Here is a 21,939-nt window from a genome sequence, read left to right on the forward strand (position 1 = left end):
GCACGTTTTTCATCAGCCGCTCACACAACAAAAATAAAGAGGCCCACCATGAACCAGTCCCAACAGCCGCCCAAGGCCCTCGACGATGCCGCCTTGCAGTCGGCCTATAGCAAGACCGCCTGGCGCATCATCCCCTTGCTGATCCTGTGTTACCTGGTGGCGTACCTGGACCGGGTCAACGTCGGTTTCGCCAAGCTGCAGATGCTCGACGACCTCAAGTTCAGCGAAGCGGTGTATGGCCTGGGCGCCGGGATCTTCTTCGTCGGCTACCTGCTGTTCGAGATCCCCAGCAACGTCGCCCTGCACCGCTTCGGCGCCCGGCGCTGGATCGCCCGCATCATGGTCACCTGGGGCCTGTTGTCGGCGGCCATGATGTTCATCCAGACACCGCTGGCCTTCTACGTCCTGCGCCTGCTGATCGGCATCGCCGAGGCGGGTTTCTTTCCCGGCATCATCTTCTACCTCACCACCTGGTTCCCCAGCCATCGCCGGGGCGTGATGACGGCCCTGTTCATCATGGCCCTGCCGATTTCCAGCCTGTTCGGCTCGCTGATCTCCGGGCTGATCCTGCAACACCTCGACGGTGTGTCCGGCTACGCCGGCTGGCAATGGCTGTTCGTGATCGAAGGCCTGCCCGCCGTGGCCCTCGGCGCCGCGGTGTTCTTCCTCCTGCGCGACCGCATCGCCGATGCCCACTGGCTTACCGTAGAGGAGCGCCAGGGCATGCAAGCCGCCATCGACCGCGAAGCCGCGCAAAAGCACAGCCACCGCCTGCGTGACGGCCTGTTCCATCCGCAGATCTGGCTGCTGGGCGGCGTGTACTTCTGCCTGGTGCTGGGCCAATACGTTATCAGCTTCTGGTTGCCCACCATCATTCGCAACAGCGGTGTACAACAGCCCTGGGTCATCGGCGCACTCACCGCCCTGCCCTATGCCGCCGCCGCGATCAGCATGGTGCTGGTGGGCCGCAGCTCCGACCACCATGGTGAGTACCGCTGGCACCTGGCGATCTGCGCCGGCATCGGCGCCCTGGGCGTGGCGTTCGGCACTTTCTTTGGCGACAACCTGATGCTGGCCATGCTCGGCTTGACCATCGGCACCGCTGCTATGATCAGCAGCCTGCCGGTGTTCTGGGGCCTGCCCACGGCGGTGGTGGGTGGCGCGGCAGCCGCCGCGGGCGTGGCGCTGATCAACACCCTGGGCAACGTGGCGGGATTCTTCAGCACCATCGTGGTGGGCTGGCTGACCCAGGTGACGGGCAATACCCAGGCCGCGATGTACTTCATGGCGGCGATCCTGCTGATCGGTGGAGGGCTGGGGCTGATGGTCAAGCCCGTGCGCAAGCGTGCCGCGCTACAACCGGCCAGGTTCCAACCCACGAACTCCTGAGGGGCAGGAGCCAGCTGGCCGGGGCAGGCGAAAGGTGGATCGCCTGCTCTGGCCGCGACCTTTTTCAGCGCGGCCGCGAACGGTGGCTCAAGGCTGCACTTGGAAACGCCCACTGTTGGGGTTCCACTGGAATCCCGGCAACTTGCAGTCCTTGAAGCCAATTCGCAATTGCTCCCCCTCGGCCCGCAACTGCAAGGTATCCACCCCCAGGTTCGGGCACCCTGGTGCACTGACCACCAAGGTCTGCAAGGGATTGCCAGTGGACTTGCGCATGACCTCCACCGTCGTGATCCGTCGATCGCTGCCCTGCATCGGCACCTGGAAATACCAGCGCTTGGTGGAAGCGCTCTGCAACAGCGTGGTGACCGGCTGCGGCCAGGAGCGGTCCGAATCCACCAGGCCCACCAGTTGCAGCGCAATCGGCAAGGTCTTGCCCGTGCGATAACTGGTCCAGGTGCCGCGCACCTGCTCCTGCTGGCGGGAGTTCATCAGGTCATTGAACTGCAGGCGCGCCACCGGCAAACCCTGCTCGTCCAGCTCATCCATGGCCAGCGTCTTGTTGCTGAAGCTGAAGCTCGGTTTGAGACGGATCGGCGTGCGATAGCGCTGATAGGCATAGGTGCCCTGGTAGACCGCATTCTGATTGCCCAGGGTCAAGACAATGGCCTGCTTGCCCAGCGTCCCCGTATACACCCCATGGGCCGCCTGCGCGGGCATCATCCAGGCCAACAGCAACACCACTGCCAGCCCACGAAAAACAGCGACCGCCCCCATCAGAAACGCTCCTCGCCAGATGACAGGTACTCCAGCCGATCAGGGCTGATCACTCGGTAGTAATCCCAACGCCGGATGCGTTTGTCGTAGTCGATGAAGTCCTGCTTGCTGAACTCCATCTGGCCACCGGGCGCAAAACGCAGGGTGCCATCCACCGCGAACTGCTCCAGCAATGGATGGCGCAGGTAGGCCTTGGTCGCCGGGTGATACAGGTAATACTGCGCCGGCGCACACGACGCCCCGCCACCTTGGCCGCTCACGCTATAACCCTGCACCTGGAAATCCACCGTGCCATCCCCATCGAAATCCGCAAAACCCAGGGTTCGCGTTCCGATAGCAGCCAGGCACCACTGCCCGGCCACCTCCTGCACCACCTGGCCGGTGGCGCGGCTCAGCATCCGGATATTGTCCACGCGGCCCGTGTCTTCCCCGGCATGGCGCAAGGCATGCACGCGAAAATAGAAATCCTTGTCCTGCGCCGGCTGCAACAGCTCCCCGTCGAATGCCTCGCGCCGGCTACCGGCAAAGCGCATCACCCGCTGCAACTGCAACGGCTGCTGCCCACCCGTGCGCAGATCGATAAAAGAACCCTGCAGGGAATCAGCCCCTTCGCTGAAGGACTGCAACGACACGGCAGCGGCCGGCAGGGTCGGGTTGTCCATGATATTGATCAGCAGCTCCTCGCCCTGGCGAAACGGCGTCAGCTCCAGGGGAATGGGCAACCGCTCGGCTTCGCTGAACCAGTAGCCGGACATGCCGCCGCCGTATTGGGAGTCGTAGGTCAGGGCCAGTTCGACCGGGGTGTCGCCGAGGGTGCCCCGGTAGGTGGTGGTGGGGTCGGCGCTGGCACCAGAGCTGCTGAGCGCCAGGCCCAGCAGGAACGCTGGGGCGAGGCCGCGAAGCAATTGCCGCGGTTCCGGCCGGCAGCGCCATCGGCCAACCCATGTTCGCGTGGCGCTAGCCCAGGACTGGCTCATGCTTGCGTTCCTTGCACTCGGGAAAAAGGCGCGCAGGATAACAAAGTTGGTCGCAGGACAGAGGGAAGTATCCCGCACTGGGCCGACAACCCGATAAAACCGTCACTCCGACACTTGGTCGTTGCTCCATCCCATGCCATGGAGCCCCTTAGCCATCTCCGCGCCAGCCTTCGCGCTGCACCCCTAAGTACTCTTGGGAGAGCGGGCAGCCCGCCCGTCATACTCCGGACGACCAGACACCACCAGCCCGAAGAAGTAGGGTTGGGCACCGGGATCTTCCAGCTGCCCCGCAGATTTGTTGTGCACTTCTATCAGCGAGAACAGCTCGACCAGGCGGTCCTGGATCTGTTCGATCTCCGCATCCCTGAGCGTCACCATCGAGCTGTACTTGAACGACCCGGACACATCGAAATATTCGCTTTGCTCGGGCTTGGACAATGAACGATCGATCTCGGCGCGCAGGAAGCGGTCCTTGAGCGCCAGGGCCTCGGCCGTCCTTGGCATCCTCAGCGTGGGGGCATGCCGCACGAAGGGCGCCTGCGGGGTACTGCGCTCCTTGGCGACCAGGGCCAGGAAGGCTTCGGTTCGCTGATCGTAAGCAAGGCCCAGCTGCTGGCAGACCAACCGGACTTCAGCTACCGAGGCGCTGTCCACCATGTACAGATAGGTCATCAACGGCAGCAGTTCGAACCGCTCGTTGAACGCCGCGATGATTTCCTGGGTCACGATGAATTCGCGCTCGTAGCGGCTCAAGCTCAAGGCGCGGCGCAAGATCCTCGAATCATGCTCGCGCAACTCCAGCCGGGCAGGCAGGTCCGTGACCTCCACACCCTTGCCGAACAGCATCTCGTGCACCTGGACCGGCAACAGGTCGCGAAAGTAGTGCCAGTAGTAATCGAAGCTCGACTTGCTGGCTGGATCGATGCCAAGACAGTCATGCAGCTCGACAGCGGCGTCATTGCTCAGGTGCTTTCTTCCCGACTCGACATCACGGTAGTAATTGGCGGAAAAAGGGAGATTCACTTCTGCAAGAAAAGTGGAAATCTTCAGGTGGCCCCTTTGGATGCGCAATTGGCTGAGGAATGCCCCGAAGGCCTGTTTGTGCTGCGTCAACTATCGAACCTCCGCGGATAGGGTAACCGCCACTCGAGTGGTGTTTTTCCGGACTTTCATACTGGCGGACACCTCGCCTATCTCCTGGGTACTGCCGACATGCACGCCACCACAGGGGATCGACCACTGCCCGCATCGCCACCAACGATATCCCGGACCTTGGCTGGCGTCGGCTTGCGTTGTTATTTCATGACCCGCAGCACAGAACGCGTTCAAGGCATCGGTTGCCCGCTGCAGGCTCGCTTCATCGAACTCGCCGATGAACTCATATTGATTTTCCCCACCCTGGTCGCTCAAGGGCGAGCGGATCGGGGGTGGCAGGGAACGCCCAAGGGTGCGCTCGAGCATGCAGTGCATCAGGTGCATTGCCGAATGGATGCGCATCTGCCGATAGCGCAACGGCCAGGTCAGGGTCGCGACGGCCCCTGCTCCACTCAGGCATTGCTGCAACAGTTCGAACGCCTGGTCATCGATGTCCAGGTAATGGCGGATCTGCCGATCCTTCTTCCGGGTGCCGACCACTTGCAGCACCCGCTCGACACCGTCCACCTCCTGACCCGCCACATGCAGCAGCCCCCGGTCGCCCAATTGCCCACCACCCTGGGGATAGAAAACCGTTGCGCTGAGCACCGCAAAAGGCAAGCCCGAATCGTCGCGGTCGAGCCGTTCGACAGTACATTGCGTTTGCTTGAGGTAGGGGTCTTGGTGGAACAGGGGAAGCGTTTCGTCCATGTTTGCCTCGTGCACCTGGCTGCGACCAGTTCATTGGGTTGAGCGAGAAACCCGCTTGTCCAACGCCCGCGGGTGAGCCTCGATGGATTTTGTAACAGCGGCCAGCCATAAATTCAACAAATGGAATTATTTTTCTTTCACAAGATTAATTAAATGCGCCACGACAGCGCTGGCGATCCGCGCCGCACCACTGAACCAAGCGGTCGATATGACAGGAAAATGATCAGCCAGGCAGGCATCCAAGGTGCATGCCAAGCCCAACGCGTGCATCCGTTATGATGCGCTCCTGTCAGACAACTGGAAGTCCGCCCCCATGCTCAAACCCCTCGCCATCCTGGCCCTGACCGGTGCTTCTGCCTACGCCGGCGCCGCCTCCACCGACCTTGCCGGAGTCTGGAAAGGCACCCTGGGGAAGCACTCGATTACCGCCTGCTTCAACGCGGCTCCCAATAGCAACGGCAGCTACTACTACCAGCGTTTCGTCACGCCGATCCAGCTGACCCAGGCACAGGCCGGCGAGCCCTGGATCGAAGACGGCCAGACCGGGTATTGGCAGCTCGATGCGCCCCAGGGCGATCGCCTGAGCGGCACCTGGAGCAAGACCCCGGGCGACACGCCATTGCCTCTGGCACTGACGCGCACCAGCACCGAAGGCTGTGGCGGCGATGCCTACAACGGGCCGCTGGAGGCCGCGCCGCTACCGGTCAAGGTGCAGAGGAAAGAATTCGAAGGACACCGCTATCAGCTCAGGACCCAGGGCGCCCAGGTCAGCCTCAGGCTGGAGGGCGATGCCCCGGCGCTGAAGAAGATCAATCAACAGCTGGAACGTCTGGCCATCAGCCCCGAAGGCCAGGAGGAGTTCTTCAGCGAGCGCCGCGAGTACCTGGGGCGCAACGGCTCCGGCTACACCAGCGAAATCAGCGTCGAGCCCCAGTACTGGTCGTCGCAATGGATCACCGTCAAGTTCTATCGCTGGACCGCCGGCATGGGACGCAACGGCATCAGTTGGGGCCTGCACAGCTGGAACCTGAAGACGGGCGAACGCGTCGACCCCTGGACCTGGGTAGGCGGGCGCCAGCAGTGGCACGACCCCTACTCCGGCCAGGTGAAGCTGGCGCCGGGGTTCGCCGCCTGGCTGGAGAAACAGACCACCGTGGACGAAGGCTGCCCGGCCGTCAGCAGCTACTCGACCTTCGACCTGAGCTTCGACACCCAGGGCTTGCAGCTCTCGACGCCCGCCTATGGTGATGGTTGCGACAATGAGCTGAGCTTCACCTGGGAACAGTTGGCGCCGGTGCTGTCGGCCCAGGGCAAGGCGGCATTGCCGAGTTTGCGCTTGCCTTAGTAGCGCTCACCGCCAGGTGTGAACAGCATCCAACAGCCGGACGGCCGTGCCGCCCTCATGCTCAAGCCTGGCCAACACACCCGCGGCTCAGCCAGCCGACTCAGCCCAGGTCGCCGCCGCCCACCGGCAGCACCGTGCCAGTGATGTAGGAGGCTTCGTCGCTGGCCAGGAACAGAATCGCCGCCGCCTGTTCATCGACGCTGCCGTAGCGGTGCATCAGGCTGCTGTCGAGGGTCTGCTCGACGATCTGCTGGTACCAGGCCTGCTCCTCGGGGCTCGGCTCGGCGCTGTTGCGCGGGATACGTCGTGGCGGCGCCTCGGTGCCCCCCGGCGCGGTGGCGTTGACCCGCACACCACGGCCGGCGCTTTCGAAGGCCAGGCAGGCGGTGAGTGCGTTGATCCCGCCCTTGGCCGCGCCGTAGGGCACGCGGTTGAGGCTACGGGTGGCGATGGACGAAACGTTGACGATGGCGCCACGTCCCTGTTCCAGCATCTGCGGCAAGGCAGCGTGGCAGCACCACAGGGTCGGGAACAATGAGCGACGCACCTCAGCCTCGATCTCCTGCGGCTGGTAGTGCTCGAAGGGCTTGGCCCAGATCGTGCCGCCGACGTTGTTGACCAGCACATCGAGGCGACCGAAGTGGGCGATGGCGGCGGCCATGATCCGGCTGCATTCGGCGTATTGCTCCAGATCGGCGGTCAGGGCCAGGACCGGGTAGCGGGGGCTGAGTTCGGCGGCCAGTTCGAAGACCAGCTCCGAGCGATCCACCAGCACCACGCGGGCGCCCTCCTCGGCCAGGCGTTCGGCGACACGACGACCGATGCCCTGGGCGGCGCCGGTGACCAGGGCAACTTGGTTGTGAAAGCGGTTCATGGGGACCTCGACAGCAGCGTAGGAATGAAGGTGATGGGGGCTCACGCCACACTGGCGGCGAATTTCTCATAATAGAAATTCGCCGGGGCAATGCCTTGTTCGCGAATGAACTGGCTCACCGCCTCGACCATCGGTGGCGGCCCGCACAGGTACACGTCCACATCCCCCTGGTTCAGGTGCGCCGGCTGGATATGCTGGGTCACGTAGCCCTTGTGCGGGTACTGGCTCTGGGGATTGGCCACGCAGGCGCTGAAGCTGAACTGGGGGATGCGCCTGGCAAAGTCCTCCAGGCGATCCAGCGCCACCAGGTCCAAATCATTGGTCACCCCATAAATCAGGTGCAGAGGGTACTCACTGCCCTGCTCGGCGATCTTCTCCAGCATCGCGGTGAACGGCGCCAGCCCGGTGCCACCGGCCAGCAACAACAAGGGCCGGCGAATATCCCGCAGGTAGAAGCTGCCCAGGGGCCCGGCCAGGGTCATGCTGTCGCCGGATTTGGCGAGGCTGGTGAGGAAGCTGCTCATCAGGCCACCGGGCACATTGCGGATCAGGAAGCTGACCTCGCCATCGCGCTGCAGGGAGCTGAAGGAATAGGCCCGGGTCTGCTGGCTTCCGGGCACCCCGAGATTGACGTACTGCCCCGGCAGGAACGCCAGCTGGCTCAAGGACTCGCCCTTGATCGACAGGGCGATGGTGCTATCGGACAGCTGGCGCACCGCGCTGATGCTGGCCTGGAAGGTGGCCTGCGCGGCGCGGCAGACCTGGGACGAGGCCGGCACCCGCACCACGCAGTCGCCCAGCGCGCGCATCTGGCAGGTGAGGACAAAACCCTGCTCGGCCTCGGCGGCGCTCAGGGCATCGTCGATGTAGTCCTCCCCCAATTCATAGCGCCCGGCTTCGGCCAGGCACTTGCAGGTGCCGCAGGCGCCGTCGCGGCAGTCCAGGGGAATATTGATGCCCTGGCGGTAGGCGGCATCGGCCACGGTCTCATTGGCATGGGCAGTGATAAAACGGGTCACGCCGTCTTCGAAATTGAGTGCGATTTGATGGCTCATGGCAGTCGCCTCAGAGGTGGTAGATATCGACGACCTGGCGAACGTAGTCGTTCTTCAGGATGACTTTCTTGGTCTGGATAAGCGGGTTCTCCCCTCGCAGGTCGAGGGTGTAGAAGCTGCTGCCGAAGTAGCTGTCCACGGTCTTGTAGCGAAAGCTCAGGGTGTGCCAGTTGAAGCGCAGCTGGCACTGGCCGGCGCCCTGCTCCAGCAGCTCGATATTGCTCAGGTTGTGGGAGGTGCGGGTGTCGGGAATGCTGGCGCTGGAGCGCTCGGTCTTGATGCGGAACACCCGGTCTTCCAGGCCGCTGCGGTTGCCGTACCAGATCAGCGAGATTTCCCGTTGCGGGTCTTCGGTCAACTGGTCGCTGTCATCCCAGGACGGCATCCAGAAGGTGGCGTCCGGGGCGTAGAGCTCCAGCCAGCGGTCCCAGTCCTTGTCGTCCAGGTAGCGGGCTTCGCGGTACAGGAAATCGCGCACGGCGTCGTAGGAAATAGTCATTGCAGCGCCTCCACGTCGATCTGCCGTGACGCCTCACGCTCAAGGACCGCCAGCAGGGTCTGCTGCCAATACTTGTGCTGCATCATGAACAGCCCTTCGTCCTCGGTACGCACGCCGCTGAGAATCGGTTGCAGGTCGATTTCTTTGGCTGCGTCGTCCGCGCCCCGGACCCAATGCTCGGCGCCGCGAGACATGTCGTTCCAGGCCGTGGTGCTGCCCTGGTAGCCCAGTTGGCAGGAGCGGAACTCCTCCAGATCGTCCGGGGTGGCCATGCCGCTGACATTGAAGAAGTCCTCGTACTGGCGGATGCGCCGGGCCCGGGCTTCGTCGCTCTCACCCCTGGGAGCAATGCAGTAGATGGTGATTTCGGTACGGTCCACGGAGATCGGCCGGGCAATGCGGATCTGCGAGCTGAACTGGTCCATCAGGTAGACGTTGGGGTACAGGCACAGGTTGCGCGAATTCTCGATCATCCAGTCGGCCCGGGCCTGGCCGAAATCCCGGGCCAACTCATCGCGACGTTCGTACAACGGACGATCCTCGGGGTTGGACCAGCGGGTCCAGAGCAGCATGTGGCCTTTGTCGAAGGAGTAGAAACCCCCGCCCTGCCTGGCCCAGGTGCCGGCACTCATAGTGCGGATGTCTTCCCCGGCCTCGCGCTGCTTGCGCTGGTTCTGGGTGGCGGCGTAGTTCCAGTGCACCGAGCTGACGTGGTAGCCGTCGGCGCCGTTCTCGGCGGTGAGCTTCCAATTGCCTTCATAGATATAGCTGGAGGAGCCGCGCAGCACTTCCAGGCCATCGGCGGACTGGTCAACGATCATGTCGATGATCTTCGCCGACTCCCCCAGGTGTTCGACCAGGGGCAGCACGTCGGGGTTGAGGCTGGCGAACAGGAAGCCGCGATAGGACTCGAAGCGCGCGACCTGGGTCAGGTCGTGGGAGCCTTCGCAGTTGAAGCTGGCCGGATAACCCGCGGCGGCCGGATCCTTGACCTTGAGCAACTTGCCGGAGTTGTTGAACGTCCAGCCGTGGAACGGACAGGTGAAGGACGCCTTGTTGCCGGTCTTGTGTCGGCAGAGCATGGCCCCGCGATGACTGCAGGCGTTGAGGAAGGCATTGAGTTCGCCGTGCTTGTTGCGGGCGATGAACACCGATTGCCGGCCCATGGTGGTGCTGTAGTAGTCGTTGGGGTTGGGAATCTGGCTCTCGTGGGCCAGGTACAGCCAGTTGCCTTCGAAGAGGTGCTGCATCTCCAGGTCGAACAGCCGGGGGTCGGTGAACATCTCCCGCTTGCAGCGGTAGACGCCCTGGTCGGGGTCCTCTTCAAGCAGGGAACGCAGGTATTCGGGTCGCAGGGACATGGCTGGTGCCTCCATTGTTTTTATTCAGGCAGGGCCATGCTAGGGCGCAGTTGCCGTGGGCAATATCCATTGCCTGCAGACCTGTATCCGTTTTCTGCAAAGGCCCTGGAGCGGCTGCGACCTTGAGGCTGGTGCTGGTTCGGCTGGAGATCGCCAGGCAAGGTCCTGCGGACCTTTGCGCAGCCCCGCAGGCTCGGCAGCGGCTACAGCCGGCGGGCCGAGAGGCGGAGGCTCAGTGGCGACGCTTGAGGGTATCGGAGGGCAATTCGCCGTATTGCTGGCGGTAGCTTTGGGCAAAACGCCCCAGGTGCAGGAAGCCGAAATCCAGGGCCAGTTCGGTGACGTTGCGCACCGGGCTTTGCGGGTCGCTGAGGCAGGCGTGTATCCGTTGCAGCTTCTGCTGGCGGATGTAGTTCTTCGGCGTGGTGCGGGCGTTACGCTCGAACAGGCCATACAGCGAGCGCAGGCTCATGCGCGCCTGTTGCGCCAGTTCCTCGCAGCCGATGTCGTGTGTGAGGTTGCGTTCGATATAGTCGGCAATCCGCTCGAAGGTCGCCGCCGAGGCGCCCAGGGCATCACGCTGCACGTTGGTCTGCATCAGCCCCAGCAGTTTGCCCGCCAGGATCTGTGCGTAATGCGCCTGGACCTTGGGCAGGGTTTGCCGGGCTTCGGCCTCCTGGCACAACAGGCTCAGCAAGGGCACGAAGCCCTCCAGGTCCTGCAGCCGATGACGCGGCTGGAGAAAGCGCACGCCCTGCCTTGGGTACTGCCAACGCTGCTCCTGGCAGGCGTTTTCCAGCAGGCGGGTGGGAATCTTGATGATGAATTTTTCGCAGTCCTCGGAATAGGTCAGGTCCACCGGGTCATCGGGGTTGATCAGCAGCAGTTCCCCCGGGGCAAAGCAGTGCTCCTGGCCTGGACCGCGCCACAGGCAATGGCCGTGAAGCAACACTTGCAGGTGGTAGATGCTTTCCAGGGCCGGCGAGGTGACGCGCACACTGCCGCCATAGCTGATGCTGCACAGATCCAGGCTGGCCAGGGTCCGGTGCTGGAGGCTGGCCTGGGGATGGCCGGCCCGGGGCAGGCGGATGCAATGGCTGCCCACGTGCTGGTTGACGTAACCGGATACGGCATAAGGATCGGCTTGAACAAACACGCTGCTGCGCTGGCTCAACAGAGGCATCTGCATGATCGGCTCACTCTGATGGTTCTTCTCGGGCCGGCGTTCAGGCCCGTCACCCAGGCACATCGGGCAGGCACAACGGCAAAGGCCACGGGCACCTGGGTCGGTGCTCCGTGGCCAGACCAGGCATGGCCGGCGGTTCAATCCTCCAGGGCGCGGACCCGCTCGTTGCGCTGCTGTTCCTCAGGCTGGGCCGAGGATTGCAGGGTGAAGTCGAAGTCGATCTCGGCGAAGCGCCCGCTGACACCCAGCGCCTTGGCCCGGGCCTGGTCTTCGCTGAAGGTGATCTGGGCGATCAGCTCGTCGCGGGTGGCGTAGGCGAAATCGTCGTGCAGGTACTGGTCGCCATCCAGGTTGATCTGGGTGGTCAAGTGGCGATGATCGTCTGCGCTGATGAAGAAATGGATATGCGCCGGGCGCTGGCCATGGCGCCCCAGTTGGTCCAGCAGTTGCTGGGTCGGGCCATCCGGCGGACAACCATAGCCCGACGGCACGATGCTGCGAAAACGATAGCGGCCCTCGGCATCGGTGACGATGCGCCGGCGCAGGTTGAATTCCGACTGGCTGCCGTCGAAGTAGGAATAGGTGCCGCCGGTGTTGGCATGCCAGACGTCGACGATGGCGCCGGCCAACGGCTGGCCGGCGGTGTTGCGGACCTGGCCCTGCATGAACAGCACGACGCCAGGATCGATGCCATCGTCCAGCCGCGCCTCGCCCTGGCTCAGGGGCGCGCCAGCCACGTACAGCGGGCCTTCGATGGTCCGTGGAGTACCGCCGCTCTTGCCGGCCTGCTCGTCGGCGGCATCCATCAGCAAATCCAGGTAATGCTCCAGGCCCAGGCCCGCGGCCAGCAGGCCGGCCTCCTGGCGAGCACCCAGGACATTGAGGTAGTTGACCGCCTTCCAGAACTCCTCGGGGGTCACTTGCAAGTCTTCGATGATGCTCACCGTATCCCGCAGGATGCGGTGCATGAGGGCCTTGGCCCGCGGGCTACCGCCTTCGGTGAACTGGCCGCTGGCTTCCTCGAGGAACTGCTGGGCGCTGGCGGTGTGGGAAATCCTGACGTTCATGATCGATCCTCATCTTGTACTTATTAGAGTGGTGAACAGGCTGGCACGGACTCAGCGGTCATCCTCATGAATGGAAGAAGGATGCCTACACATGGCGTCGACTTCGATGGCCATGTACGGATACAGCGGTAGTTGCATCAGGGTGTCGTGCAGTTCCTGCACGCTGTCGACATCGAACACGCTGTAGTTGGCGTACAGCCCGGCGATGCGCCACAGGTGGCGCCATTTGCCCGCGGCTTGCAGGCGCTGGGCCAGGGCTTTCTCATCGGCCTTGAGTTGCGCGGCGCGCTCGGGATTCATATCGACCGGCAGGTTCACGGTCATCTTGACGTGGAATAGCATGCAGCCCTCCTCAGGCGTGGTGCAGCACGGGGGTGGTCTTGTCGCGGCGGAAGAACGCCAGCCGCTCCTCGTCCAGGCTCAGGCCCAGGCCCGGGGCCATCGATACATGCAACTGGAAGTCGCGATACAGCGGCGGCTCGGCGAGGATGTCCTCGGTCAGCAGCAATGGGCCGAACAACTCGGTATCCCAGGCCAGCTTGCCCAGGGTCAGGAAGGCGTGGGCCGAGGCCAGGGTACCGATGCCGCCTTCGAGCATGGTTCCGCCGTAGAGGCCGATACCCGCTGCTTCAGCGATGGCGGCAGTGCGCAGGACGGCCCGGGGGCCACCGTTCTTGGCGATCTTCAAGGCGAAAATCGACGCCGCGCCCTCCCGGGCCAGGTTGAAGGCATCCTCCACGCATTCGATGGACTCGTCGGCCATGATCGGCGCCGGGCTGCTGGCGTTCAGGCGCACCATGCCGGCGCGGTTGTTGCGCGAAATGGGCTGCTCGATCAGGTCGATGCCGTTGTCGCCCAGGATCCGGCAGGCACGCAGCGCCACAGCTTCGTCCCAGGCCTGGTTGACGTCGACCCGCACGCTGGCGCGTTCCCCCAGGGCCTGCTTGATGGCGATCACATGGGCCAGGTCGCGCCGTACCTCGCCGGCACCGATCTTCAACTTGAAGATCCGATGGCGGCGCAGCTCGAGCATCTTCTCGGCCTCGGCGATGTCCTTGGCGGTATCGCCGCTGGCCAGGGTCCAGGCCACCGGCAAGGCATCGCGCACCCGACCGCCCAGCAACTCGCTGACCGGCAGGCCGAGGCGCTTGCCCTGGGCATCGAGCAGGGCCGTCTCGATACCGGATTTGGCAAAGGTGTTGCCACGGATGCCCTGCTCCAGGCGCAACATGGCGGCGTTGATATTGCTGGCGTCCTGGCCGACCAGCAGTGGCGTGAAGAAGCGATCGATGTTGGTCTTGATGCTGTCCGGGCTTTCGTTGCCATAGGCCAGGCCCCCGATGGTAGTGGCTTCCCCCAGGCCCTCGATACCATCGGCGCAGCGCAGGCGGATCAGCACCAAGGTCTGGTTCTGCATGGTGTGCATGGCCAGCTTGTGCGGGCGGATGGTCGGCAGATCGACGATGATCGTTTCGATCGATTCAATGGCAGAAGCGTGCATTTCCATACCCGTCAGGTTCTTGAAGTTCTGCCGGCGATTCTGTCCCGGCTTTTTACGGGGTTCCAATATAGAATTGGTCTGGCTTGATACCTTAAAGGTATGCAATCGCCACTGGAGAGTTGTCATGGAATTGCGTCATCTGCGCTATTTCCAGGTGCTGGGGGAAACCCTGAATTTCACCCGCGCCGCCGAGCGCCTGCACATCGCCCAACCGCCCCTGAGCCGGCAGATCCAGCAGCTGGAAGACGAGTTGGGGGTGCTGTTGCTGGAACGTGGCCGGCCGCTGCGCCTGACCGCCGCCGGACGCTTTTTCTACGAGCACTCCAACCGGGTGCTGGAGCAACTGGGCAAGGTCTGTGACAACACCCGGCGCATCGGCCTGGGACACAAGACCTGGCTGGGCATCGGTTTCGCGCCTTCGACCCTGTACGGCGTACTGCCGCAGTTGATTCGCCGGCTACGCAGCAACGAGACCCTGGAGCTGGAACTGGGGCTCTCGGAAATGACCACCTTGCAACAGGTGGAAGCCTTGAAGGCCGGGCGCATCGATATCGGTTTCGGTCGGATCCATATCGACGACCCGGCCATCGTGCAGAAGGTGTTGACCGAAGATCGTCTGGTGGTCGCCCTGCCCGCCGGGCATCCGCTGCTGGGACAACCGGTGAGCCTTGCGCAACTGGCGCAGGAGCCCTTCGTGCTGTACCCGGCCAACCCGCGTCCGAGCTACGCCGACCATGTGATCGCGCTGTTCAATGCCCGGGGCCTGAACCTGAAGATCGCCCAGTGGACCAACGAATTGCAGACCGCCATCGGCCTGGTGGGCGCCGGCATCGGCATCACCCTGGTGCCGGCCTCGGTACAGGTGCTGCATCGCGACGACATCGGTTTTTGCCCGCTGCTGGAAACCGAGGCCACCTCGCCGATCATTCTCAGCCGCCGGATCGGCGAACCCTCGCCAGGGCTCACCCACTGCCTGCACCTGATCGCCCAGCTGCGTGCAGAGATCGGGCGCGAACCATCCACGCTCAGCTGAAAGCACAACCGCCGGCCCCATCGAAGGACGGGGCCGGCGGTTCTGTCGCAGCTTGAGGCGAGCTGCCGCCCTTAGAAGGTCAGGCCGACCTTGAAGCCGTACTCGTCACGCTTGAGCTTGGTGTTGTCGGCCACAGGCGTATCCTCGTCCAGCTTGTACTCGGTGTGGGTGTAGTAGACCCCGGCCATTACCGGCAACGAACCGTTCTGGTTCATCAGGAAATTGACTTCGGCATAGGGGTTGGTGCGGTTCTTCAGGTCCACGGTGTCGCTGCCGACATCATCCACCTTCAAGCGTGCCCGGCCATTGATGGTATGACGGGCCCCCAGTTCCACGCGCATGGTCACGTCGTCGAACTGGTGGTTGTAACCCAGGGCCGCCTTGGCGAAGGGTGACTTGTTGGTGAGCTTCATGTCGTAGTCGCCGGTGTCCGGCTCGTAGCGGGTCCAGGTGTAGCCGCCACCCACCAGCACATCGACGAAGTTGCGTGCATCCAGGGCGGCGCGCCAGCCCAGGTCGAGGTCGGCCTGGCCTTCCTTGAGCTTGTTGTCGTTCTTCTTGCCGAACTTGGCTTCGATCCCGGCCTGGTAGATCAGGCCCGACTCGGCGGTCATCTTGTTGCCGAAGTTGTAGAACACGCCACCCTCGCCCAGGTGTTCCTTGTCGCTCTGGCTACCGCCTTCGAGCTTGAAGTCGTTGTAGCTGCCGAGAATCCCCAGGGTGGAGATCGGCCCGGTGTTCGGTGCGGCCATGGCATTGCTGGAAAGCGCCAGCAAGGTGACGGCAGAAGTGCTGGCCAGGAGGGTTGCGAATACCTTTGACATCGTGTGTGAATCTCCCTGTTTGAGAAAGGCAAATGCTGCAGGAGCCTTTTCGAGGGAAACCAAAAGCAAAAGGTTCTATTTATTTTTCACGTTTTTTTCACACCCCTGTAGCACCTCGCTATCTGTGGGGGCTTTAGGTCGTACAATAGGCCGCTCAATACAGAGCGTAGTCCTGGGGCAATGCATGGAAGTATCGAGAGCCGGCCTGATCATCCGGCGCATTCTGGCCTACCTCGCCGACGGCATGCTGGTACTGCTGCTGTGGTTTGTCCTGTGCCGGCTGGCCGAACGCCTCCAATACCCAGATCTGGAGCAATTCTCCACCTGGTGCCTGTATTTTCCCCTCAGCGAATACCTGTTGCGTGGCTACACCGCCGGCAAGGCCCTTTGCGGCCTGCAAGTGATCAATGGCATCGGCCAGCCACCGTCGCTGTTGCAGGTGCTGATCCGCTCGGCGACCCGGCCGTTCGAAGCCGCCATCAGCCCCGCGACCCTGCTGATTTGCTGCGAGTCCAGCCGCTGCCAGCGCATTGGCGATCGCCTGGCGCGGACCTATGTCATCCCGCGCAAGGACCTGGTGCGGCTCCGTGGCTTGATGGCCGCCCAGACGGGCCTGCCCTGAGCATCTGCCCGTAACGAACTCAATCTCGCGCCTTGGCGTGGCGCTCTTTCCAGGAGTATTCATGACAATCGATCAATACCCGCATGAACAGGCCTTGGGCACGTTCCTCGAGCAGCGCCCCGAGTTGCGCGAACAACTGGACAACCTCAACCCGCTGGAAGCCCGGGCCCGGGGCGAAACCCCGGCGCAATACCGCGCCGAACGCCTGCACGAGGCGTTCGAGGCCGAAGCCGAGCGCCTGGGACTGTTCGCCTGGGAACTGAGCCTGCAACTGACCGCCGCCAGCCCGGAGGAATTCCACGCCCAGCGCCTTGAAGTGCACAAGGAGGTGGCGCAAATGGCCGGCATGCCATGGGACGAATATTGCACCCTGCATCACCTAGACCCATGGCCTTGAACCGCATCGCCCCCGCTGTCCCGGTACAGGAGAACCGCCGATGTTGCCTTCGACTTCCACTCACGCCGCCAACGCCGCCCTGCAGCACACGCAGAAATGGCGCGGGCGGATCGGCCTCGGGCTAGTGGCGTGTCTCTCGGTACTGGCCGGGATGACCGACGCCATAGGCTTCATGGCCACCGGGGATTTCGTGTCCTTCATGAGCGGCAACACCACGCGCATGGCAGTGGCCATCAGCGATGGCGAGCCAGGTCTGGTACTGCGCCTGCTGATGCTGGTGGCGACGTTCATCGTCGGCAATGCGCTGGGGGTGATCGTCAGCCGCCTGGCTGGACATCGCACCCTGCCCTTGCTACTGAGCATCGCCGCCCTGTTGTGTGTCTCGGCGGCCTGGCCTTTCGAGCAGCAAATGCCGGCCCTGCTGGCGGCAATCGCCGCCATGGGCATGCTCAATGCCGTGGTGGAAGAAGTGAATGGCCTGCCCATTGGCCTGACCTATGTCACCGGCGCCCTGTCGCGCTTCGGGCGTGGCCTGGGCCGCTGGCTGCTGGGGGAGCGGCGCAACGGCTGGCGGGTACAGCTGATTCCCTGGACGGGGATGTTCGCCGGGGCGGTGCTGGGGGCACTGCTGGAACATCACCTGGGGCTCAAGGCGCTGTATGCCAGCGGGGCGTTCGCGGCGCTGCTGGGGGTGGCGTCGTTGAAGATTCCACGCCGCTGGCAACTGGGCTACAAGACCCGCTGACAACAGGCGCGATCAGCTGAACAGGCCACCGTTGTCGGTATCGATGACGATGGACGACAAGCTCACATGCCGTGGCCGGGTGAGCGCGAAGATCACCGCCTCCACCACATCGCGGTTGGTCGCTGAATCGCCCTTGCGTCGCTCCGGCACCCGCTCCCAGGCCTCATCCAGGGGCGAGATGTCCTCCAGGTAGGGTGGATGCACGCACAACGAGCGGGCCGGCGTGCCCCGCAGGACCTGGCGCAGGCCATCGGCCAGGGCCAGTTGTCCATGCTTGGCCGCATAGAACGGCAGCGACACGCTGTGCAGGGGTGCATTGGGCAGGCCGCTGATGGAGCCTATGGTGACGATGTCCGGGCGGCTGGAGGCCTTGAGCGCCGGCAGCAGGCCCTGGGTCAGGAGGAAGGTGCCACTCAGGGCCGCGTCGATCACCCCAGTGACTTCGGCAACACTGTGGGGTCGCTCGCTCGCCTCCAGCCACATGGCACCGTTGTTGATCAGGATATCCACCTGGGGCTGGCGCACATGGATCTCGGCCAGGGCCGCCTTGACGCTGTCGCTGTCGGCCAGGTCCACCACCACTTGTTCGGCAGTGCGCCCGGTGCGCTGCTCAATGGTGGCGGCGACTTCCGCCAGTGCCTGCGGGTTGCGCCCGCAGAGAATCAACTTGCAGCCCTGGTCCGCCAGGCTGATAGCCAGCGCCGCCCCCAATCCGCGCCCTGCGCCTGTTACCACGACTACCGCCGAATTCAAGCCAGTCATCCCTTGCTCCTTGTACCTGGTCGATTGAAGGCGCGAGTCTATCCACATCATGAGGTGGTGGCTGGGGTAAAGCTTTTCCCGATATGTCCCACCCCGGCAGCCAGCCGAAACGGGTTTAGCCGATCCCCGGATAAAGCTTTATCATGGCCGCCGAGTTATCCATCGAGGCCGTCATGAAGTTCGCCATCGCCCTGTTCTCCGCCGCCCATGCGCCCTCTTCGCGCCGCGCCCTGCTGTTCGCCCAGGCGGCGCTGGCGGGCGGACACGAGATCGTCCGGCTGTTTTTCTACCAGGACGGCGTATACAACGCCGTCAACAGCATCGTCACGCCCCAGGACGAACAGGACCTGCCCCGGGAATGGCGCGAATTCGTCCGCCAGCATCAGCTGGACGCGGTGGTGTGCATCGCCGCCGCCCTGCGCCGGGGCACGCTGAATGCCGACGAGGCCCAGCGTTACCGGCGCGCCGCGGTGAACGTCGAGGCTCCCTGGGAGCTTTCCGGGCTTGGCCAGTTGCATGACGCGGTGCAGAGCGCCGACCGCCTGATCTGTTTTGGAGGAGCCTGAGATGGCCAAGTCCCTGCTGCTGGTCAGCCGCCAGGCGCCCTGGTCCGGTCCCGGAGCCCGCGAGGCCCTGGATATCGTCCTGGCCGGCGGCGCCTTCGACCTGCCCATCGGCCTGCTGTTTCTCGACGATGGCGTGCTGCAACTGATGCCCGGCCAACAGGCCAAGGCCCTGCGCCAGAAGGACCTGGCCGCCAACCTGCAGGCGCTGTCGCTGTTCGGGATCGACGAGGTCTTTGCCTGCCGCAGCAGCCTCGACGCCCGGGGCCTGGACCCGAGCACCCTGGGCCTTAATGCCGTACAACTGCTCAGCATCCCGGATCTGGCCGGGATCATCGACCGTTATGACCAGGTGATTACCCTCTGATGTCGACCTTGCATGTGTTGTCCCACTCACCCTTCACCGACGATCGCCTGGCCAGTTGCCTGCGCCTGCTGGGGAGCGCCGATGCGCTGCTGCTGTGCGGCGACGCGGCCTATGCCCTGCAACCCGGTACCGCGCCCGGCAATGAACTGGAAGCACGCGACGGCCTGAAACTCTACGTCCTGGAAGAAGACCTGCGCGCCCGGGGCCTGGCCCTGCCCGCCTGGGCCGAAGCCGTGGACTATCCGGGGTTCGTCGAACTGTCGATCCAGCATGACAAGGTCAATACCTGGCTATGAATACCCTGACCCTGGGCGAGCGCGCCATCGAACTGGACAAGGACGGCTACCTGGTCGACCTCGCCGACTGGTCCGCCGAGGTGGCCCAGGCCCTGGCGGCCACCGAGGAACTGGAGCTGGGCCCGGAGCACTGGGAAATCATCGAGCTGCTCCAGGCTTTCTACCGGGAGTTCCAGCTGTCGCCTGCCACCCGCCCCCTGATCAAGTACACCGCCCTCAAGCTGGGGCCGGACAAAGGCAACAGCCTGCACCTTAACCGCCTGTTCAAGGGCACTCCCGCCAAACTGGCCGCCAAGCTGGCAGGCCTGCCGAAGCCGACCAATTGCCTATGAACGATCATGCCCCGCTGCTCATGCAAACCCCGGACGAACATCCTTTCGCCCAGTTCGTACGGATTCTCGGCAAGGGCAAGCGCGGCGCCCGCGGCCTGACCCAGGAAGAAGCCCGGCAAGCCATGGGCATGCTGCTGGACGAACACGTCGAGGATACCCAGCTGGGCGCCTTCCTCATGCTGCTGCGGTACAAGGAGGAGAGCCCGGAGGAACTGGCCGGCTTCACCCAGGCCCTGCGCGAGCGCCTGGACGCCCCGGCCATCCGGCTCGACCTGGACTGGCCGAGCTATGCCGGCAAGAAGCGCCACCTGCCCTGGTACCTGCTGGCAGCCAAATGCCTGGCCCAGAACGGCGTGCGTATCCTGCTCCACGGCGCCGGCGCCCACACCGCCGGACGCCTGTATGCCGAACAACTGCTGGAGCCCCTGGGCATTCCCCTGTGCCGTGACTGGCAAGCGGTGGGCGCGGCCCTGGACCGGGGCAACCTGGCGTTCATCCCCCTGGTGGACTGGGCTCCACAGCTGCAACGGATGATCGACCTGCGCAACGTCCTCGGCCTGCGCTCGCCGATCCACTCCCTGGCTCGGCAACTCAACCCGCTGGGCGCCCGTTGCGGCCTGCAGAGCATCTTCCACCCCGGCTACCAGGCGGTGCACCGCGAGGCCGCCAGCCTTTTGGGCGACAACGTCATAGTGATCAAGGGCGATGGTGGCGAGATCGAGATCAACCCCGACACCACCAGCCATCTATATGGCACCTGCGCCGGAGTTGCCTGGGACGAGGAATGGCCCGCGCTGTCGGCGCAACGCCATGTGAAACCGGCCAGCCTGGAACCCGAGCACCTGAAGGCGCTGTGGCGCGGCGAGGTTGAAGACAGCTACCCGCAACTGGCGCTGCTGGCGACCATGGCCCTGGCCCTGCGCGGCCTGGGCACGCCCCGGGAGCAGGCCTTCGAACTGGCCCAGCAGTATTGGGATGCCCGCGATAGATCGATATGATCGATCCTGATCACCCAGGTTTTGCGCTTTTTGTTCGAACGCCCAGGCATAGACTGCACTCCTACGCATAACAGCTGAGGAGCATTCCATGGGTTTGCTGATCGAAGGACGCTGGCATGACCAGTGGTACGCCAGCGGCAAGGACGGGGCTTTCCAACGCGAACAGGCCCAGCGGCGCCACTGGGTTACCGCCGATGGCCGGCCCGGCCCCAGTGGCGAAGGCGGCTTCGCGGCCGAGGCCGGACGCTATCACCTCTACGTATCCCTGGCCTGTCCCTGGGCCCATCGCACCCTGATCCTGCGCCGGCTCAAGGGCCTGGAGAGCCTGGTGGAGGTGTCGGTTGTGAGCTGGCTGATGCGCGAACATGGCTGGACCTTCGACCAGTCCCAAGGCTCCAGCGGCGATCGCCTGGACGACCTGGACTTCCTGTACCAGCGCTATACCGCCGACACCCCGGACTATACCGGCCGAGTCACCGTGCCCTTGCTGTGGGACAAGCAGCAGCGGCGCATCGTCAGCAATGAATCGGCGGAGATCATCCGCATGTTCAACAGCGCCTTCGACCACCTGACCGGCAATCGCCTGGACTTCTATCCGCAAGCCCTGCGCTCGCGCATCGACCAGCTCAACGGGCGCATCTACCCGGCATTGAACAATGGCGTGTACCGCGCCGGCTTCGCCACGTCGCAACAGGCCTACGAGACGGCCTTCGATGAGGTATTTGCCGAGCTGGACAGCTTGGAGGCGCTGCTCGCCGGGCAACGCTACCTGGCCGGTGAGTACCTGACCGAAGCGGATGTACGCCTGTTCACCACGCTGATCCGTTTCGACGCGGTGTACCACGGCCACTTCAAATGCAACCTGCGGCGTATCGCCGACTACCCGAACCTGTCCAACTGGCTAAGGGAGCTGTACCAGTGGCCGGGAGTCGAAGGGACCGTGGACTTCAGCCATATCAAGAACCACTACTACGCCAGCCACGCCACCATCAATCCGACTGGCATCGTGCCCAAGGGGCCATTGCTGGACTTCGGCGCCAGCCATGACCGGCAGCGCCTGGACGGACGTGGAGTGTGGTGCAGGGATTGAGCGCCGTCGCCGCCACCAGGCTGCAACCTGGCGGCGG

Annotated in this window: 27 protein-coding genes; 13 read left to right on the plus strand and 14 right to left on the minus strand. The window is 63.9% G+C overall.

Annotated elements, in window-relative coordinates:
* The first annotated feature begins 48 nt into the window (after positions 1–48).
* A complete protein-coding gene (locus C4K40_RS19785) occupies positions 49–1,389 on the plus strand; it encodes an MFS transporter (protein WP_053136552.1) in 1,341 nt (446 codons plus the stop codon).
* Between the two features lie 87 nt (positions 1,390–1,476).
* Here the strand turns inward: C4K40_RS19785 and C4K40_RS19790 are convergent, their stop codons facing one another.
* The 4 genes from C4K40_RS19790 to C4K40_RS19805 all read right to left on the minus strand — a co-directional run bounded on the left by C4K40_RS19790 (position 1,477) and on the right by C4K40_RS19805 (position 4,985).
* The gene (locus tag C4K40_RS19790) at positions 1,477–2,163 is read right to left on the minus strand and encodes a hypothetical protein (protein ID WP_053136555.1); all 687 of its coding nucleotides are present in this window, start codon (positions 2,161–2,163) and stop codon (positions 1,477–1,479) included.
* The gene (locus tag C4K40_RS19795; RefSeq protein ID WP_371263506.1) at positions 2,163–3,068 is read right to left on the minus strand and encodes a hypothetical protein; all 906 of its coding nucleotides are present in this window, start codon (positions 3,066–3,068) and stop codon (positions 2,163–2,165) included. Before C4K40_RS19795 ends, C4K40_RS19790 begins: the two co-directional genes overlap by 1 nt.
* A 255-nt stretch (positions 3,069–3,323) precedes the next feature.
* Positions 3,324–4,253, minus strand: coding sequence for a hypothetical protein (locus C4K40_RS19800; protein WP_022639600.1), 930 nt, complete (start codon positions 4,251–4,253; stop codon positions 3,324–3,326).
* Positions 4,254–4,985: an alanyl-tRNA editing protein gene (locus C4K40_RS19805; RefSeq protein WP_022639601.1), complete on the minus strand. Its 732-nt coding sequence runs from the start codon at positions 4,983–4,985 to the stop codon at positions 4,254–4,256. It lies immediately after the preceding gene.
* 82 nt (positions 4,986–5,067) lie between these two features.
* Here C4K40_RS19805 and C4K40_RS31610 point away from each other — a divergent pair, with 82 nt between their 5' ends.
* Both C4K40_RS31610 and C4K40_RS19810 read left to right on the plus strand, forming a co-directional pair.
* Entirely contained in the window at positions 5,068–5,208 is a 141-nt protein-coding gene (locus C4K40_RS31610) for a hypothetical protein (protein ID WP_157064372.1), read from the plus strand.
* A gap of 90 nt (positions 5,209–5,298) precedes the next feature.
* Complete coding sequence (locus C4K40_RS19810; RefSeq protein WP_053136561.1) at positions 5,299–6,330, plus strand: hypothetical protein; 1,032 nt, start codon at positions 5,299–5,301, stop codon at positions 6,328–6,330.
* A gap of 100 nt (positions 6,331–6,430) precedes the next feature.
* Here the strand turns inward: C4K40_RS19810 and C4K40_RS19815 are convergent, their stop codons facing one another.
* From C4K40_RS19815 to C4K40_RS19850, 8 genes are all read right to left on the minus strand, one after another.
* Entirely contained in the window at positions 6,431–7,204 is a 774-nt protein-coding gene (locus tag C4K40_RS19815) for a 1,6-dihydroxycyclohexa-2,4-diene-1-carboxylate dehydrogenase (protein ID WP_053136564.1), read from the minus strand.
* A 41-nt stretch (positions 7,205–7,245) separates the two neighbouring features.
* Entirely contained in the window at positions 7,246–8,259 is a 1,014-nt protein-coding gene (gene benC / locus C4K40_RS19820; RefSeq protein WP_053136567.1) for a benzoate 1,2-dioxygenase electron transfer component BenC, read from the minus strand.
* A gap of 10 nt (positions 8,260–8,269) precedes the next feature.
* Positions 8,270–8,758, minus strand: a complete 489-nt coding sequence (benB, locus tag C4K40_RS19825) for a benzoate 1,2-dioxygenase small subunit (RefSeq protein ID WP_053136570.1) — start codon at positions 8,756–8,758, stop codon at positions 8,270–8,272.
* Entirely contained in the window at positions 8,755–10,119 is a 1,365-nt protein-coding gene (gene benA, locus C4K40_RS19830) for a benzoate 1,2-dioxygenase large subunit (RefSeq protein ID WP_053136573.1), read from the minus strand. Before benA ends, benB begins: the two co-directional genes overlap by 4 nt.
* A gap of 232 nt (positions 10,120–10,351) precedes the next feature.
* Positions 10,352–11,308, minus strand: coding sequence for an AraC family transcriptional regulator (locus tag C4K40_RS19835; RefSeq protein WP_053136576.1), 957 nt, complete (start codon positions 11,306–11,308; stop codon positions 10,352–10,354).
* Positions 11,309–11,442: 134 nt separating this feature from the next.
* Complete coding sequence (gene catA, locus C4K40_RS19840) at positions 11,443–12,372, minus strand: catechol 1,2-dioxygenase (RefSeq protein ID WP_053136579.1); 930 nt, start codon at positions 12,370–12,372, stop codon at positions 11,443–11,445.
* A 51-nt stretch (positions 12,373–12,423) separates the two neighbouring features.
* Entirely contained in the window at positions 12,424–12,714 is a 291-nt protein-coding gene (catC, locus tag C4K40_RS19845; RefSeq protein WP_022639610.1) for a muconolactone Delta-isomerase, read from the minus strand.
* A 10-nt stretch (positions 12,715–12,724) separates the two neighbouring features.
* Positions 12,725–13,873, minus strand: a complete 1,149-nt coding sequence (locus tag C4K40_RS19850) for a muconate cycloisomerase family protein (RefSeq protein ID WP_164485032.1) — start codon at positions 13,871–13,873, stop codon at positions 12,725–12,727.
* Between the two features lie 124 nt (positions 13,874–13,997).
* Between C4K40_RS19850 and C4K40_RS19855 the strand changes: the two genes are divergently transcribed.
* Positions 13,998–14,906, plus strand: a complete 909-nt coding sequence (locus tag C4K40_RS19855) for a LysR family transcriptional regulator (RefSeq protein ID WP_022639612.1) — start codon at positions 13,998–14,000, stop codon at positions 14,904–14,906.
* A gap of 71 nt (positions 14,907–14,977) precedes the next feature.
* Here the strand turns inward: C4K40_RS19855 and C4K40_RS19860 are convergent, their stop codons facing one another.
* Positions 14,978–15,730 (minus strand): outer membrane beta-barrel protein, encoded by a 753-nt coding sequence (locus C4K40_RS19860; protein WP_053136585.1) that lies wholly within the window; start codon positions 15,728–15,730, stop codon positions 14,978–14,980.
* 184 nt (positions 15,731–15,914) lie between these two features.
* On the opposite strand from C4K40_RS19860, the gene C4K40_RS19865 reads away from it, so the two are divergent.
* The 3 genes from C4K40_RS19865 to C4K40_RS19875 all read left to right on the plus strand — a co-directional run bounded on the left by C4K40_RS19865 (position 15,915) and on the right by C4K40_RS19875 (position 17,494).
* Positions 15,915–16,352 (plus strand): RDD family protein, encoded by a 438-nt coding sequence (locus tag C4K40_RS19865; protein ID WP_053136588.1) that lies wholly within the window; start codon positions 15,915–15,917, stop codon positions 16,350–16,352.
* Positions 16,353–16,413: 61 nt separating this feature from the next.
* Positions 16,414–16,749: a DUF6388 family protein gene (locus tag C4K40_RS19870; RefSeq protein ID WP_053136591.1), complete on the plus strand. Its 336-nt coding sequence runs from the start codon at positions 16,414–16,416 to the stop codon at positions 16,747–16,749.
* 40 nt (positions 16,750–16,789) lie between these two features.
* A complete protein-coding gene (locus C4K40_RS19875) occupies positions 16,790–17,494 on the plus strand; it encodes a YoaK family protein (RefSeq protein ID WP_053136593.1) in 705 nt (234 codons plus the stop codon).
* 12 nt (positions 17,495–17,506) lie between these two features.
* Here the strand turns inward: C4K40_RS19875 and C4K40_RS19880 are convergent, their stop codons facing one another.
* On the minus strand, positions 17,507–18,256 hold the full coding sequence (locus tag C4K40_RS19880; RefSeq protein ID WP_053136596.1) for an SDR family oxidoreductase: 750 nt from the start codon (positions 18,254–18,256) through the stop codon (positions 17,507–17,509).
* A 173-nt stretch (positions 18,257–18,429) separates the two neighbouring features.
* On the opposite strand from C4K40_RS19880, the gene tusD reads away from it, so the two are divergent.
* The 6 genes from tusD (at position 18,430) to C4K40_RS19910 (ending at position 21,902) form a co-directional block, all read left to right on the plus strand.
* A complete protein-coding gene (gene tusD / locus C4K40_RS19885; protein ID WP_053136761.1) occupies positions 18,430–18,822 on the plus strand; it encodes a sulfurtransferase complex subunit TusD in 393 nt (130 codons plus the stop codon).
* Position 18,823: 1 nt separating this feature from the next.
* On the plus strand, positions 18,824–19,186 hold the full coding sequence (tusC, locus tag C4K40_RS19890) for a sulfurtransferase complex subunit TusC (RefSeq protein ID WP_053136599.1): 363 nt from the start codon (positions 18,824–18,826) through the stop codon (positions 19,184–19,186).
* The gene (gene tusB / locus C4K40_RS19895) at positions 19,186–19,482 is read left to right on the plus strand and encodes a sulfurtransferase complex subunit TusB (protein ID WP_022639620.1); all 297 of its coding nucleotides are present in this window, start codon (positions 19,186–19,188) and stop codon (positions 19,480–19,482) included. The genes tusC and tusB overlap by 1 nt, the downstream gene beginning before the upstream one ends.
* On the plus strand, positions 19,479–19,814 hold the full coding sequence (locus C4K40_RS19900; RefSeq protein WP_022639621.1) for a TusE/DsrC/DsvC family sulfur relay protein: 336 nt from the start codon (positions 19,479–19,481) through the stop codon (positions 19,812–19,814). Before tusB ends, C4K40_RS19900 begins: the two co-directional genes overlap by 4 nt.
* The gene (locus tag C4K40_RS19905) at positions 19,811–20,812 is read left to right on the plus strand and encodes a glycosyl transferase family protein (RefSeq protein ID WP_053136602.1); all 1,002 of its coding nucleotides are present in this window, start codon (positions 19,811–19,813) and stop codon (positions 20,810–20,812) included. The genes C4K40_RS19900 and C4K40_RS19905 overlap by 4 nt, the downstream gene beginning before the upstream one ends.
* An 88-nt stretch (positions 20,813–20,900) precedes the next feature.
* Complete coding sequence (locus C4K40_RS19910) at positions 20,901–21,902, plus strand: glutathione S-transferase family protein (protein ID WP_053136606.1); 1,002 nt, start codon at positions 20,901–20,903, stop codon at positions 21,900–21,902.
* The last annotated feature ends 37 nt before the right edge of the window (positions 21,903–21,939 follow it).

Origin of the sequence: Pseudomonas sp. CMR5c (genome assembly GCF_003850545.1) — a bacterium.
Lineage (GTDB): Bacteria > Pseudomonadota > Gammaproteobacteria > Pseudomonadales > Pseudomonadaceae > Aquipseudomonas > Aquipseudomonas piscis.

What these genes read in the sequence shown, in the direction of transcription:
- C4K40_RS19875 (WP_053136593.1), top strand. Translation starts at nt 16,790, where the DNA reads ATGTTGCCTTCGACTTCCACTCACGCCGCCAACGCCGCCCTGCAGCAC.
- C4K40_RS19905 (WP_053136602.1), top strand. Translation starts at nt 19,811, where the DNA reads ATGAACGATCATGCCCCGCTGCTCATGCAAACCCCGGACGAACATCCT.
- C4K40_RS31610 (WP_157064372.1), top strand. Translation starts at nt 5,068, where the DNA reads ATGGATTTTGTAACAGCGGCCAGCCATAAATTCAACAAATGGAATTAT.
- C4K40_RS19815 (WP_053136564.1), bottom strand. Translation starts at nt 7,204, where the DNA reads ATGAACCGCTTTCACAACCAAGTTGCCCTGGTCACCGGCGCCGCCCAG.
- catC (WP_022639610.1), bottom strand. Translation starts at nt 12,714, where the DNA reads ATGCTATTCCACGTCAAGATGACCGTGAACCTGCCGGTCGATATGAAT.
- tusC (WP_053136599.1), top strand. Translation starts at nt 18,824, where the DNA reads ATGGCCAAGTCCCTGCTGCTGGTCAGCCGCCAGGCGCCCTGGTCCGGT.
- C4K40_RS19790 (WP_053136555.1), bottom strand. Translation starts at nt 2,163, where the DNA reads ATGGGGGCGGTCGCTGTTTTTCGTGGGCTGGCAGTGGTGTTGCTGTTG.
- benC (WP_053136567.1), bottom strand. Translation starts at nt 8,259, where the DNA reads ATGAGCCATCAAATCGCACTCAATTTCGAAGACGGCGTGACCCGTTTT.
- C4K40_RS19880 (WP_053136596.1), bottom strand. Translation starts at nt 18,256, where the DNA reads ATGACTGGCTTGAATTCGGCGGTAGTCGTGGTAACAGGCGCAGGGCGC.
- tusB (WP_022639620.1), top strand. Translation starts at nt 19,186, where the DNA reads ATGTCGACCTTGCATGTGTTGTCCCACTCACCCTTCACCGACGATCGC.
- benB (WP_053136570.1), bottom strand. Translation starts at nt 8,758, where the DNA reads ATGACTATTTCCTACGACGCCGTGCGCGATTTCCTGTACCGCGAAGCC.
- C4K40_RS19805 (WP_022639601.1), bottom strand. Translation starts at nt 4,985, where the DNA reads ATGGACGAAACGCTTCCCCTGTTCCACCAAGACCCCTACCTCAAGCAA.
- C4K40_RS19860 (WP_053136585.1), bottom strand. Translation starts at nt 15,730, where the DNA reads ATGTCAAAGGTATTCGCAACCCTCCTGGCCAGCACTTCTGCCGTCACC.
- catA (WP_053136579.1), bottom strand. Translation starts at nt 12,372, where the DNA reads ATGAACGTCAGGATTTCCCACACCGCCAGCGCCCAGCAGTTCCTCGAG.
- C4K40_RS19785 (WP_053136552.1), top strand. Translation starts at nt 49, where the DNA reads ATGAACCAGTCCCAACAGCCGCCCAAGGCCCTCGACGATGCCGCCTTG.
- tusD (WP_053136761.1), top strand. Translation starts at nt 18,430, where the DNA reads ATGAAGTTCGCCATCGCCCTGTTCTCCGCCGCCCATGCGCCCTCTTCG.
- C4K40_RS19835 (WP_053136576.1), bottom strand. Translation starts at nt 11,308, where the DNA reads ATGCAGATGCCTCTGTTGAGCCAGCGCAGCAGCGTGTTTGTTCAAGCC.
- C4K40_RS19870 (WP_053136591.1), top strand. Translation starts at nt 16,414, where the DNA reads ATGACAATCGATCAATACCCGCATGAACAGGCCTTGGGCACGTTCCTC.
- benA (WP_053136573.1), bottom strand. Translation starts at nt 10,119, where the DNA reads ATGTCCCTGCGACCCGAATACCTGCGTTCCCTGCTTGAAGAGGACCCC.
- C4K40_RS19855 (WP_022639612.1), top strand. Translation starts at nt 13,998, where the DNA reads ATGGAATTGCGTCATCTGCGCTATTTCCAGGTGCTGGGGGAAACCCTG.
- C4K40_RS19900 (WP_022639621.1), top strand. Translation starts at nt 19,479, where the DNA reads ATGAATACCCTGACCCTGGGCGAGCGCGCCATCGAACTGGACAAGGAC.
- C4K40_RS19810 (WP_053136561.1), top strand. Translation starts at nt 5,299, where the DNA reads ATGCTCAAACCCCTCGCCATCCTGGCCCTGACCGGTGCTTCTGCCTAC.
- C4K40_RS19910 (WP_053136606.1), top strand. Translation starts at nt 20,901, where the DNA reads ATGGGTTTGCTGATCGAAGGACGCTGGCATGACCAGTGGTACGCCAGC.
- C4K40_RS19865 (WP_053136588.1), top strand. Translation starts at nt 15,915, where the DNA reads ATGGAAGTATCGAGAGCCGGCCTGATCATCCGGCGCATTCTGGCCTAC.
- C4K40_RS19850 (WP_164485032.1), bottom strand. Translation starts at nt 13,873, where the DNA reads ATGCACGCTTCTGCCATTGAATCGATCGAAACGATCATCGTCGATCTG.